This window comes from Sphingopyxis flava, from assembly GCF_900168005.1.
GTDB lineage: Bacteria > Pseudomonadota > Alphaproteobacteria > Sphingomonadales > Sphingomonadaceae > Sphingopyxis > Sphingopyxis flava.
Map to the genome: position 1 here is coordinate 1 of NZ_FUYP01000049.1, position 13028 is coordinate 13028.

The following is a 13028-nucleotide window of genomic DNA, read 5'->3' on the forward strand; positions in this document are numbered from 1 at the left end:
GGTTCCACCACTACAACACCGTCCATCCGCATCGCGCACTTGGCTACCTCGCCCCGCGCGAATACATCGTCCAATCAACCAGTGAGGAACTGTCCGAAAATTAAGGGGCAACGACAGCCAGATCGTCGAGCACTTCGTCCCAACCCATCTGTTCGAAGTTTTCTCCGCGTCGAACCTTGGGCGCGAGCAGCCGGCGGGGGCTGCGATGGAACTCCGGTAGGCCGCGGCCCTTCGAACAGGAATAGCCACCGCTAAGCGGATGGTCGCGATCTGCGCGAACGCGCACGACTTCGTCGCCCTCTACATCGGCGATGAGGCCACAAGATGACAGGCAGATGCGACAATATGTCTTTATCTGCGGCATCGTGATAGCTCCTTCCCCGGATTGTGGCGCGGCGGTTTTCGCCGTGGCACAACCCTACAGCCAAACGGCGCGCTCGCTGATGCCCATTCGCCCCGTTGTCGATTCCATCACATTACAGATGTCTGCCATGTCTTTTCGGACTGCGGCTCGTTGCAAGCCGCTTTGTCCTTGCCAATTGATGGCGAGGTAAACAGGATCACCACATGACTGATTTCGACTATATCATCGTGGGTGCTGGTTCCGCTGGCTGTGTGCTTGCCAATAGTCTCTCCGCCGATCCCGGCTGCAATGTCCTTCTGGTCGAAGAAGGCGGTTCGGGCGACAGTTTCATCGTCAATATGCCCAAGGGGTTTGGCAAGACGCTGGCCGATCCGACAACGGCGCATTTTTTTCCTACGGTCAGAACCCGTGAAGGCGGTGCCGGACAGGAAGTGTGGGTTCGCGGCAAGATGCTGGGCGGGTCGAGCGGCGTAAACGGTATGGTTTGGAACCGTGGCGTCGCGGCGGACTATGACCGGCTGGCAGAACTCGCGGGCGATCAATGGTCATGGGAACATATGCGCCCGCTTTTCCTTTCGCTGGAAGATCATGCCAGCGGCGCCAGCCCCGATCGCGGCGTTGGCGGGCCAATTCCGATCAAGTCGCACCCGGCACCTCCGCCTCTGCTCAGCGCTTGGATCGAGGCGGGGCGCGAAATGGGCTTGCCGGTCAAGCAGGACCATTCGGATCCCCGGCAAGAGGGAATTGCGCCGCTGCAATGGAACATCGATGCCAAGGGGCGCCGCGTGTCGGCCGCCAAGGCGTTCCTAAAACCGGCCCTCTCCCGTCCCAACCTGAAGGTTGAAACCGGCATTCGTACCGATCGTGTTGTTATCGAGAACCGGCGCGCGGTCGGTGTTGCCGGGGTTCATGGCGACGGCACACCGGTAGAGTTCCGGTGCCGTGGCGAGGTGATACTTTCGGCGGGAGCGCTCGGCTCACCGCGCATTCTGCAGCTTTCCGGCATCGGAGGCGCGCAGGACCTGCAGCGGGCCGGTATCGACGTGGAGCTCGATTGCCCGGGTGTCGGGCACCACATGCGCGAACACACGCTGGTGATGATGAACTTCCGGCTGCGCCACAATCGTGACAGCGACAACAGCCAGTTCACCGGGGCGCGGCTGCTGGCAAATGTTGCCAAGCATGTCGCCGGTCTCAAGAATACGATGAGCTATGGTTCGTCCGAAGCGGCTGCTTTCGTCAAGGTCCTGCCCGAGAGCGAGCGGCCTGACAGCCAGTTGATGTTCGCGCCTTACAGCCTGGATGTGGCGGCGGGTATGGCGATGGAGAAGGAGCCGGGAATGCAGGTCTATACCATGACCCTGCGTCCACGCAGCGAAGGCCATGTGCTGGTGACCGGCAAGGACCCGGCGGCGAAGCTCAATATCGATCCCAATTTCCTGACCGACGAATACGACCGGCGCGCGGCGATTGAGCAGTTCCGCTTCGTGCGCGAAATGATGGCCAAGGCGCCGCTGGAGCCCTTCATAGTTGGTGAGACTGACTTCACCGCACAGGCGCAGAGCGATGAGGAAATCATCGATCTGTTCCACCGCTTTGGCGGTGCGGGATATCACGCCACTGCAACGGTGCGCATGGGAAAGGAAAATACGGCCCCGCTTGATGGGCGGTTGCGCCTGCGCGGGATCGATGGCTTGCGCGTGGTCGATTGCTCGGTCTTCCCGGAAATGATCGCAGGCAACACCAATGCCCCGACCATGGGCATGGCCTTGCGCGCGGCGGAACTCATTTGCGAGGATCAGCGGAGCGGCAGCGCACGCGCGGCCTGACTTTTGGAAACGCGGACTCGATCATTCGAGGCTGCAGTCGCTATCCGATAATCAGTTCTGCTTACGGGCCGCCGCGGCCGACATTTCTTCTGCAAGGCTGGTGAAATAGCTTTTGCCGACCTCGCTTGCAGCCGCATCGGCCCAGCCCTGCGCCAACGGGACCGAGAAGAAGATGTTGACCCGCGTTTTGCAGATTCTCCAACCGGCGGGTGTGCGTCGGTACTCGTCATCATAGCGGGCGGCCACGATCAGGCTTTCGCCGTTCGCCGCATATCGCGCATCGAGGTAGCAAAAGCCGTTTGCCCGATCTCCGTCGAGCTCGATTGCGTGATTGTGGAGGAACTGAATGACGAAGGCCTGTCGGGCCAGTTCGGTGGAAGCCGCGATGATGTTCGCAAGCCCTTCCTGCTTCATGAAATCGTCGAAATGAACTACCGCGTCATCCGTATAGACTTCGCCGAACCGGTGGGCGAGGCCTTCGTTGATGAAGTGATGAAACTTGTTTCGCAGGCTCCTGATCTCCTCGATATCTTCAAGTCTCGAGATACGTTCTTCGAGTGTCATCGTGGCATCCTCCATTCATTCTCACCCTTGCCCGCCAGCCTAGGCGCGAATGCCACGTGTGGCGATCAAGAGCGGCCCGTGCCTTCATTCAATCAGGAATGTGATTGCCGGGGCGTGCCCGATCCTGCCCGGTGAAGTGCTTCGTCGCACCAACCGGGCCAAATCTCATCCCTGATTAGGGGGTGCCTTGGCTGAAAAGCGGATCAAGTTACCGCCATGCTTTGCTATGTCGTTCGGTATCGAGGACGAAAAAGAGGGAGCGGCACCATGATGACCTTGCGCGGACTATTCGCGGACTGTTGCCCATGACCGATCTATCCGAAATCGTCCGGCGGCTTGAGCGGACCGAGGCGCGGCAGGCAATCGGCGAACTTCCCGCACGCTATGCGCTCGCAGTCGATTCGCGCGATGTAGATGCATGGCTGGACTTGTTTGTCGAGGATGTCGATTGCGGAAGACGAGGCAAAGGACGTGAAGTCCTGCGCAGCTTTATCGAGCCGAACCTCAAGACCTTCTATCGATCGATTCACCAGATATGCGGGCATGTGGTCGACTTCATCGATAACGATTCCGCGACCGGGACCACTTATTGCCGGGCAGAGCACGAATATGGCGACGAATGGATCGTTATGATGATCGTCTATTTCGATCGCTATGTTCGCAGCGATGGCCAATGGTATTTCGAACGAAGGCAGGAAAAGCACTGGTATGCAAATGATATCATCGACCGGCCCAAGCCGCCGTTCCAGTTTTGGGAAACATTGGCCCATGGATCGCCGCAGCTGCCGCACGACTTTCCAAGCTGGGACGCATTCTGGAAGAACATGGATCAGGCTACCCTTTCGGCCATAACGAAACACGCCTGAGGGCAACGATTCTTATCACGAGAAGTCAGTTGAGGTTGCGATATGGACGATTTGACCGAGCGCGGATTGCAGGTGTTTTCCGATCTCATGGGTCCGGAAGCGGCCGAACAGATGCGCGCGGCCATGAATGACACCGGCATTGGTGCGGATGTGGCCAGGCTGGCGACCGATTTTGCTTTCGGCAGTGTCTGGTCGCGCGACGGGCTGGAGCGGAAGCAGCGCAGCCTGGTGGTAATCGGGGTGCTAATCGCGCAAAGGCAGTATCAGGAACTCAAGAACCATATCCGCATCGGGCTGACGAACGGCCTTACCGTTAGGGAGATCGAGGAAGCGATAATCCAGACGATCCCCTATCTCGGTTTCCCCGCGGTTGCGAGCGCGATCGGCCCGGTCATGGAGGTTCTGCGCGAGCGCGGTCTGGATACAGGGACGGCGACTGCCGAGGAACGCGGGCTGATGTGATTCCTATTGCGTGAACCGTTTCGGATCGATCTCCAGCGGTCGCATATAGGCGGGGTCACTCTTGTCGCGGGTTGAGGGAAAGAACTGCCCGTCCCCGGCCTGGCCCTCCGGATCGAAACCCGCACCGAAGGCGTTGATCACGCAAATGCGCCGCACGATGCCCCAACGTCCCTCGCGCCGTTCGAACCGATCGATATAGCGGCCCGTCGTCGTCGTCTGGTGGGGGGCTTCGCGATTGACGGAGTGGAAGCTGAAATAGGTTTCGGAATGCGCTGTGTCCCCGTCGATCTCGCATAGGTGATTGTGAATGGCGTGCAGCGTGCGGAGTTGATGGCGTTGGTGATAGCCGAACGCCCAGTCGATGAAGCCTTCGACATCGCCGACATATTCGCCGTGATCGTCCAGTGCATCGTCGTGATAGGCCGACCGCACAGCTTCCCGGTCGAACCTGTCCACGCCGCGGCAATAGCGGTGAAGACAGTCCAGGATTTCCTGCCGGTCCTTCAATTCACGAAGGATAGCTGCTTGATTGTCTCCCATCAGGGCCTCCAAAAAACTGTCCAATTGCGGTGTCACGATCCAAAAATTAAGTGCAACATAGCCGAGCGACCAAGGCTGCGCATTCCCGTTCGGCAATATCGGACATGTGATCGAATGGACCAAGGGCGCGGGTAGGCAAGCACTTTGCTTGGCATCCTGATAGCGTTGTGCAAGGCTTGGTAACATATCGCCGGGACGCGCAGGATGTGTGTGTCCGGCGCGATCACAGGAGTTAAAATGGTGACGAACGATACACTTGTTCGGTCGAAAAACGTGGATGAAACGATCGCCAGGCTGATCGCTGAAGGGCGCGAAATAGGCGTCCAGGTTACTGCCTATCTCGGTGGCAAGCTGGCTATCGACACGTGGGGCGGCATTGCCGATCCCGACACCGGCCGCAAGGTTGACGGCGATACCCTGTTCAACATGTTTTCGGTGACCAAACCGCTGGCCGCGACAGCGCTGCACATCCAGGTCGCCCGTGGTCTGGTCGATTACGGTGCCCGGGTCATGGATTACTGGCCCGAATTTGGCGTTAACGGCAAGGAGCCGACGACGGTCCGCGATGTGCTGACGCACCGTGCGGGGATTCCGCAGATGCCCGAAGGTGTAACTCCCGAACTGATGGCCGATTGGGACTGGATGACACGCGGGATCGCGGCGCTCACACCGCTTGCCCCTCCGGGTGAAAAGGCGCTCTACCTGTCCATGACCTTCGGCTGGCTGGTGGGTGAGATTGTTCGGCGCACCGATCCCAAAGGCCGCGATATCGGTACCTTTATCCGCGAAGAGATTGCCCTGCCGTTGCACGCCCCGGATATCTGGATTGGCCTTCCTGACGAACAGCTGCCCCGGGTGGCCAAGCTGGTGAATGCCATGCCGCCCGTGCCGCCCGAATATCTGCCGCCGCTCTACACTGCATCGATGCCGCCGCAGGTCGATCTGGTGCCGGAGGTGTTCGAACTGCCGGTCGTTCGCCGGGCGCCAATTGCAGGCGTGGGCGGCATCTTTACGACGCGAAGCTGTGCGCGGTTCTGGGCGATGATCGCACAGGGCGGCGAGCTGGACGGCGTGCGCATCCTGCCCGCCGATATGGTCGCCACCTTCAGCACACCGCGGCCCAACAGCGATGAACCCGATCCGGTCATGTTCGGCTTCCCGGTGCCTTTGGGGATAGCGGGATTCTGGCTGGGCGGTGACGGTCTTTCGGTCGCTGCGGCCAAGCATCGTCGCGTGCTTTGTCACCCCGGCGCGGGGAATTCGATTGGCTTTGCCGACCCGGAAACCGGTTTGGCGGTCGCGATCGCGCACAACCGGATGCAGACGGCCCAAACGCCCGAAGAGGATACTATGCTGATGATCGCCGACGCAATTCGCGCGGACCTTGGCGTCGACTGACGGGGGGCACCCTTGCCGGAACTGATCTTCGTCGAGCACGACGGTACGGAAAGGCGAGTGCAGGCCCGCGTGGGCGATACCGTGATGCGGACGGCGGTCGCGGCTGGAGTGGCTGGGATCATCGGCGAATGCGGCGGCTGCATGAACTGCCTGACCTGCCACTGTTACATTCCGGCAGAGGTCGCTGAACGCATTCCGCCGGCTTCGGAAGATGAGGCGGCAATGCTTGATGTGGTTGCTCTGGCGCAGGCAAACAGCCGACTCTGCTGCCAGATCGTGGTGACCGAAGCGCTGGATGGTGCGCGTTTCGAGATTCCGGAATGGCAGGGCTGACACAATTGATTGTGCTACCAAGGAGGTCTTGAAAAAGACCCTTCGTGTAGTAAGCACTTTATAAATTGCCGTGCTTCAGCATTTGCATGGTTACGAGACGAGCGAGGAGTAGATGACTATGGCAACCAATCCCAAACCGGGGCTTCCCCTCGCCAAATTGCGTGCCGAAAATTACATTTCGCGCGAATTCGCGCAGGGCGAGAACGAGCATCTTTGGGGCAAGGTTTGGCTGGTTGCCGGACGGGTAGAGGAGCTCAAGGAAGTCGGTGATTTCCTGACTTTCAACGTCGCCAATGAATCGATCGTCGTCGCCCGTTCCAAGGATGGCCTGGTTGCCTATCATAACGTCTGCCCTCATCGCGGACGGCGCCTCGCCGATGGTTGCGGTCGGTCGAGCCAGTTCCGCTGCAAGTACCACGGCTGGACCTTCAATCTAGAAGGCAAGAACACCCAGGTGCTAGACCGGCACGACTGGGAGGGCGCGCTCGACGACGAACGGCTCGATCTGTGGCCGGTCAGGGTCGACACCTGGGCTGGCTTCATCTGGATCTGCATGGACCCTGATGGCGAAAGCCTTGCCGAATATCTTGAGACCATTCCCGAATATCTCGATCCCTTCGAGCTGGAGGAAATGCGCTTTCGCTGGAAGGTCGAGCTGCACCTGCCGGTCAACTGGAAGGTCGCGCTCGAAGCCTTCATGGAAGGCTACCACGTAGCCGCCACGCATCCCCAGCTGATCAAGGTGGCGGGCAACGATTACACGCAAAGCTATGCCCAGGGAAAGCACGCCCATTTCGGCTATTGGAAGGACGTGCAGCCGCTCGGCACCAGCTCGCCGCGGCTTGCCGGCAATGTCTACTCAGATGCACGCGAAGGCGTGATCGAATTCTTCCGCCAGATCGAAGAGGATCTCAACGCGATCCAGACCGATCGCGATTTCGAAGCCGCCAAAAAGATCATGGATGTTCTTCCGCCGGACGTCGATGCGATGACGGCCATGGGCACGGCTATCGAATTGGGGCGCCAGGCGGCGATAGAAGACGGCACCAATTATCCCGAACGGCTTACCTTCGAAGCTTTGGCCAAGGCCGGCAGCGATTGGCATATTTTCCCGAACTGCGTGACGCTGCCCTATTTCGACGGTGCGCTTTGGTATCGCGCGCGTCCTGACAGTCTCGATCCGAGCAATCCCGACAAATGCGTTTTCGAAATCTGGTCGCTCAAGCGCTATGGTCCGGGCAAGGAGCCCAAGATCGAGACGCGTTTGATTACCGATCCGGTGAACGAAAGCGTGGGCCTGATCCTGGATCAGGACATTGCCAATATGACCGAGGTCCAGGCTGGCATGAAATCCAGCAAGTTTGCCTATGCCCGGCCCAATCCGGTCCAGGAGATGGAAATCATCAACTTTCACAAGACGCTTGAACGTTATGTTCTGGGCCAGTCGCGAGGCTGAGCCCTGCATCACTGGATGCACGGGGCACTGTGATGACGTAGCGCGCCACTCTCGGCGAGATATCTGCCATATGATAGACGTTGATCCCGCGAAATCGGGGTCAGCGCGAACCCATTGCCGAACGAAGCCGTGGCGCGCCTCATGATCGCTGAAAGTGGAATTGAGGTGACAGAATCGCGTCTCCGCACTCCTCATAATGTGCTGTAATATGGGGCTTTGTCTGCTTTCCAAAAACTGACTCGTATGTCTGCCGACGAAGGTTCTGGCCCAGCGGAAGGTTGCGCTTCCCACATGCTGCCTAGCCGATTCTGCTGCAATTCAGGCCTTCCATCTTGACCCTAACACTTGTTCGGTTTTATTTGCCGGAGTGAGCGATGAGGCGTATCGTGCGTTCAAGAATCGCAGTGGGCGGCACTGCCACCGCGGTTCGGAAATCATAATCCGACGAGGAGAAAACCGTGGCTGGCATGCAAACAGCACTCAAGGCTATCGACAATACCGCGCCTGCATATGACGGGCCGATTTTCGATGGTGACTCCCACATCCAGGAGAAGGACTATTCCTTCTTCGAGAAGTATCTGCCCAAGGAGTTCCACAAGGACTGGCTGCCCCAGCGCAAATATGGGCCGGATGGCGAATTTGGCATGTTCTTGGGTGACAGTTACCGCATCGAGAACGCCGCACTCGATCCGGACGGACGGATCCCGCCTCCGGGCAAGCTCAAGGAATGGCTGCTGGCGATCTCGACCGGTGAGGCGGTTGAGGCGGCGCACCCGGTTACGCCCGACATGTACGAGTGCGAAGCGCGCCTCGCCAAGCTCGACGAGTTCGAAGTCGATGGCTGCGTCATGTTTGTCGGCGAATTCGTTTCCGCCTTTGGGCAGGTGCTGCTGCAGGCAGAGGCAAAGGGCACGGCGGGCGCTAATGCGCTTTTCCATGCGTGGAACCTCTATGTCGTCAATGAATGGGGTCTCAACGCCCGCGACCAGCTTTACACCACCGCAGTTCTCTCGTTGCATGATCTCGATTGGGCAGTGGCCGAGGCAGAGTGGTTGGTAGAGAACGGCCTGCGCGTCTGCGTCATGCCGATGGGGCCAACTGGCGGCAAATCACCGGCCGATCCCTATTTCGATCCGTTCTGGAAGATCCTCAACGATGCAGGCGTGGTGGTGACCTACCACGTATCGGAAGCCAACTTCATGCATCCGTTGATCCGCGCCTTCGGAGAGGAACCGCTGCAGAACCGCAAGAACGGCCAGACCGCGTGGCAGTGGATGTTCGCCTACAGCGAAATCCCGGTGATGATGACCATGGCCAATTTCGTTTACTGGAACTTCTTCGAACGCTTCCCCAACATCAAGATGGCGAGCGTGGAAAACGGTGCCGAATGGCTGCCCCGCTTCCTCTACAAGATGGACAAGATGCGCGGCATGGCGCGCAGCGGCTGGTGGCCGATGGGCCAGCTGAAGGAACGTCCTTCGACGATCTTCAAACGCAATTGCTTCGTCGTCGCCTACCCGGAAGACGACATCAAGGGCATCGTCGATCAGCTTGGCGGTGACGCCAGCTGTATCCTGATGGGTTCGGACTATCCGCACGCCGAAGGCGTGGCCCGTCCGCGCGACTTCGTGGAGGAAGGCTGCAAGGGCCTGACCTACGAGCAGGTCGAACAGATCATGTATTCGAATGGTCGGCGCATGCTGCCCAAGGGCAAGACGGGCATCGTTGCCTGAGCCGACGATACAACGTGAAGAGACGGGGGCCATGCCGCAGGGTGTGTTCCCCGTATCTTCGTCTCTGCGGACTGCGTTTGCGGGCGGAGGTTAACGGCAGCGGTGTGATCGCGGACAAGCGGTTGTAATGCCTTCTGCAAGACAAGGGAGCTGGCCATGGCAGGTTCGAACTCTGCACTGAAGATCGACGAACTTGGGGCACCAACCTACGGCGGCCCGATTTTCGATGCAGACACACACATCCAGGAACAGGACTTCTCGTTCTTCGAGAGATACCTGCCCGAAAAATTCCAAAAGGATTGGCTGCCGGCGCGCAAGTACGGCCCGGACGGCGAGTTCGGTATGTTCATCGGCGAGATGAAGGTCGAAAATTCGGAGGCCAATCCTGATAACATCATTCCCCAGCCGGGCAGGCTGAAAGACTGGCTTCGCGCGATCGCCACGGGCGAACAGCTGGGCGAAGGCATTAAGCCCACCGTCGACATGTATGAGCGCGAAGCACGGCTTGCCAAGCTGGATGAATTCAACGTCGAGGCCTGCATCATGTTCGTCGGCCACTTCGTGTCGGCCTTCGGACAGATCGGAATGATGGCCGAAAAGCTCGGTTCGGAAGGGGCCTGTGCGGTGTTCCACGCGTGGAACCAATATCTGGTCGAAGAATGGTCGCTCAATGTCGACGATCGCATTTACCCGACCCCGGTGCTGGCGCTTTACGATCTCGACTGGGCAGTAGCCGAAGCCAAGTGGCTGGTCGAGAACGGCGTGCGCGTCGTCGTGATGCCAATGGGGCCGGTCGACGGCAAGGCACCTGCAGACCCCTATTTCGACCCCCTGTGGCAGGTGCTCAACGACGCGGGCGTACTGGTGACCTTCCACGTTTCGGAAGCGAATTTCATGCATCCCCTGATCCGTGCCTGGGGTGAACAGCCTCTCCAGCCGCGCCGGTCCGGCCAGACGGCATGGCAGTGGATGTTCGCTTACAGCGAAATTCCAGTGATGATGACGCTGGCCTCACTCGTTTACTGGAACCTGTTCGAAAGGTTTCCGAACCTGAAAGTCGCATCGGTGGAGAATGGCTGCGAATGGTTGCCGCGGTTTCTCTACAAGATGGACAAGATGCGCGGCATGGCGCGCAGCGGCTGGTGGCCGATGGGCCAGCTGAAGGAACGTCCATCGACGATCTTCAAGCGTCACTGCTTCGTCGTCGCCTATCCCGAAGATGATATCGCCAGGGTCGTCGCGGACCTCGGCGGGGATGCCAGTTGCCTGCTGATGGGATCCGACTATCCCCATGCCGAAGGCGTACCCACGCCGCACGATTTCGTGGAGGAAGGCTGCAAGGGCCTGACCCCTAAGCAGGTCGAGCAGGTCATGTATTCTAATGGCCGCCGCATGCTTCCGAAGGGGCGCACCGGCATTGTCGGCTGATCGCGCAATCGGCACACCAAAAAGGGCGGCCTGCAGGCAAGCCACCACTTTTCCAATTCTGCCCTTTGAAGTTGGTAGCTATTCGGGCACGACGCCCTTGCTCATGAGTTCCATGATTTCGACCGATGTGCCCGCGCGCACGGAGATACCGCCGTCCACCTGGATCAGCTGGCCGGTCACGAAGCTCGCACGGTCCGAGGCGAGGAAGGCAACCACCTCGCCGATTTCCGAAGGTTTTCCGAATTCGCCTGTCAGTGTGTGGCGGCGATAGATATCGCGTATGTCATCGGGCAGACCCTTCTTCAGCGAACTGGTCAAGATCGGTCCCGGTGCAACGGCGTTGCAGCGGATGCCTTGGGCGCCATACTGCGTGGCGATATAGGTCGTCAGCGATTCAACCGCCGCTTTTGATGCGGCATAGGCGGTCATGTAGAAATTGCCGCCCTGGACGGTGCCGCTGCTGATGTTGACGATCGACCCGCCGCCGTTCTTGATCATTTCAGGAATTGCGTGCTTGCACATCAACATCGTGCCGCGTGCGTTCACCGCGAAGGTCCGGTCCCACCACGCAACGTCCATCTCGGTGACGCTGACGTCGCCAGCGTCTGTGCGCCCGGCGTTGTTGTCGATCACGTCGAGCCGTCCGAACCTTTCAACAGTGAAGCGGATCAGATTTTTCACTGCGTCTTCGTCGCTGATGTCCGCTACGAACGACGCGACGGCATAACCCTTGTCGGCCAGTGCCTTGGTTGTTTCGGCAAGGGGTGAGTCGGTCACGTCAACCAGCACCACGCTTGCCCCCTCGCGGGCCAGCACTTCTGCAGTGGCCGAGCCGATGTTGCCGGGCAGGCCTGCCCCGGTAACGATTGCCACCTTGCCGTTCAGTTCTCCGCCAAGCGCGCCCATCCATTCTCTCCGTCAAATGCCATTACAGGTAGGCCATGTGATTACCCGCAACCTTCCCGCCGTGGAATTGGCGGCAATGGAAATCACATGTGTAGCGGATTCGCCGATACGGCCCGAATGCGATCGATGCACTTTGGCATTCTCTTAGGTGCGGGCCTATCCTCCGTTCATATCGGCCAATGCAGGAAGCGTGCAGGCCGGATGGGAGAATGCAATGGATCTGGAACTTGAAGGCAAGCGGGCACTTGTGACCGGCAGCAGTTCGGGCATTGGCGCGGCCATCGCGCGCCTGCTGGCGGCGGAAGGCGCGAAAGTCATGTTTCATGGTCGCGACGAAGCGAAGACCAGGGCTGTCGCGCAGAGCATCGTCGATGCCGGGGGCGAGGCGGATTTCGTGATGGGAGCCCTGAACGAGGAAGCGGACTGTGCCAGAGTGGCTAGTGCGGTGATCGAGCGCTTCGGTGGGGTCGATATTCTCGTCAACAACGCCGGCGGCATGGCCGCTTCCTCGCGACCTGATACCACTGCGGAAAGCTTCAATCGGCCATGGCTGGAAACGCCCTGGGATGACTGGCGTTGGACCTACGAGCAGAATGTCGGGTCATCGGTCCGCCTGATCCAGGCATTGGCACCGGGAATGATCGAGCGCGGGTGGGGCAGGATCATCAATATCTCCAGCGCTTCGGCCACGCAGACAGAGCCGGATCTGGCCGACTATCAGCCAGCCAAGGCGGCGATCACCAACATGACAAGTGGACTGGCGAAATCGCTTGCCGGCACAGGCGTGACGGTGAACACGGTTACTCCGGGCACGATCGCGACTGAAGGCGTGCGCGCCGGATTCGTCGAATGGGCCAATCAGCTGGGCTGGACCGAGCTCGATTGGCCGACCATTGAGCGGCGCTTCACGCACGAAGTGATTCCCCAGCCGATCAAGCATTTCGGTCGGCCTGAAGATATTGCCCGCATGGTGGCCTTCATCGCCAGTCCGCAGGCAAGTTACATGACCGGTTCCAACTATCGCGTTGATGGCGGCCAATGCCGTTCAATCAATTAGAGCATCGTGCGTTTAATCGGACGCATAGCCGGCGGCTTTGAGGTAATTCCAACATTCTTCGGATGAATAGAGGTCGCAGATATTGCCGAGGG

Annotated in this window: 13 protein-coding genes; 9 read left to right on the forward strand and 4 right to left on the reverse strand. The window is 59.4% G+C overall.

Translation table 11 applies throughout. The features are described from left to right. Nucleotides 1–100: 100 nt before the first annotated feature. Complete coding sequence (locus tag B5X69_RS19235; protein WP_079640150.1) at nt 101–364, reverse strand: hypothetical protein; 264 nt, start codon at nt 362–364, stop codon at nt 101–103. Nucleotides 365–567: 203 nt separating this feature from the next. Between B5X69_RS19235 and B5X69_RS19240 the strand changes: the two genes are divergently transcribed. Then, nucleotides 568–2193: a GMC family oxidoreductase gene (locus B5X69_RS19240; protein WP_079640151.1), complete on the forward strand. Its 1626-nt coding sequence runs from the start codon at nt 568–570 to the stop codon at nt 2191–2193. Between the two features lie 51 nt (nt 2194–2244). Here the strand turns inward: B5X69_RS19240 and B5X69_RS19245 are convergent, their stop codons facing one another. Then, a complete protein-coding gene (locus B5X69_RS19245; protein ID WP_176141694.1) occupies nt 2245–2757 on the reverse strand; it encodes a nuclear transport factor 2 family protein in 513 nt (170 codons plus the stop codon). A gap of 305 nt (nt 2758–3062) precedes the next feature. Between B5X69_RS19245 and B5X69_RS19250 the strand changes: the two genes are divergently transcribed. Both B5X69_RS19250 and B5X69_RS19255 read left to right on the forward strand, forming a co-directional pair. Next, nucleotides 3063–3623, forward strand: a complete 561-nt coding sequence (locus B5X69_RS19250; RefSeq protein WP_079640153.1) for a nuclear transport factor 2 family protein — start codon at nt 3063–3065, stop codon at nt 3621–3623. Nucleotides 3624–3665: 42 nt separating this feature from the next. Further along, nucleotides 3666–4085: a carboxymuconolactone decarboxylase family protein gene (locus tag B5X69_RS19255; protein WP_079640154.1), complete on the forward strand. Its 420-nt coding sequence runs from the start codon at nt 3666–3668 to the stop codon at nt 4083–4085. A gap of 3 nt (nt 4086–4088) precedes the next feature. Here B5X69_RS19255 and B5X69_RS19260 read toward each other — a convergent pair whose 3' ends face one another. After that, complete coding sequence (locus B5X69_RS19260) at nt 4089–4625, reverse strand: nuclear transport factor 2 family protein (RefSeq protein ID WP_079640162.1); 537 nt, start codon at nt 4623–4625, stop codon at nt 4089–4091. Nucleotides 4626–4835: 210 nt separating this feature from the next. On the opposite strand from B5X69_RS19260, the gene B5X69_RS19265 reads away from it, so the two are divergent. The 5 genes from B5X69_RS19265 to B5X69_RS19285 all read left to right on the forward strand — a co-directional run bounded on the left by B5X69_RS19265 (nt 4836) and on the right by B5X69_RS19285 (nt 10973). After that, nucleotides 4836–6023, forward strand: a complete 1188-nt coding sequence (locus tag B5X69_RS19265; protein WP_245798811.1) for a serine hydrolase domain-containing protein — start codon at nt 4836–4838, stop codon at nt 6021–6023. 12 nt (nt 6024–6035) lie between these two features. Beyond that, nucleotides 6036–6356, forward strand: coding sequence for a 2Fe-2S iron-sulfur cluster-binding family protein (locus B5X69_RS19270; RefSeq protein WP_079640156.1), 321 nt, complete (start codon nt 6036–6038; stop codon nt 6354–6356). Between the two features lie 118 nt (nt 6357–6474). Then, a complete protein-coding gene (locus B5X69_RS19275; protein WP_176141695.1) occupies nt 6475–7812 on the forward strand; it encodes an aromatic ring-hydroxylating oxygenase subunit alpha in 1338 nt (445 codons plus the stop codon). Nucleotides 7813–8279: 467 nt separating this feature from the next. Further along, complete coding sequence (locus B5X69_RS19280; RefSeq protein ID WP_079640158.1) at nt 8280–9545, forward strand: amidohydrolase family protein; 1266 nt, start codon at nt 8280–8282, stop codon at nt 9543–9545. Nucleotides 9546–9701: 156 nt separating this feature from the next. After that, complete coding sequence (locus tag B5X69_RS19285) at nt 9702–10973, forward strand: amidohydrolase family protein (RefSeq protein WP_079640159.1); 1272 nt, start codon at nt 9702–9704, stop codon at nt 10971–10973. 78 nt (nt 10974–11051) lie between these two features. Here B5X69_RS19285 and B5X69_RS19290 read toward each other — a convergent pair whose 3' ends face one another. After that, nucleotides 11052–11879, reverse strand: a complete 828-nt coding sequence (locus B5X69_RS19290) for an SDR family NAD(P)-dependent oxidoreductase (RefSeq protein WP_079640160.1) — start codon at nt 11877–11879, stop codon at nt 11052–11054. A gap of 214 nt (nt 11880–12093) precedes the next feature. Here B5X69_RS19290 and B5X69_RS19295 point away from each other — a divergent pair, with 214 nt between their 5' ends. After that, nucleotides 12094–12936: an SDR family NAD(P)-dependent oxidoreductase gene (locus B5X69_RS19295; RefSeq protein WP_079640161.1), complete on the forward strand. Its 843-nt coding sequence runs from the start codon at nt 12094–12096 to the stop codon at nt 12934–12936. Nucleotides 12937–13028 lie beyond the last annotated feature (92 nt).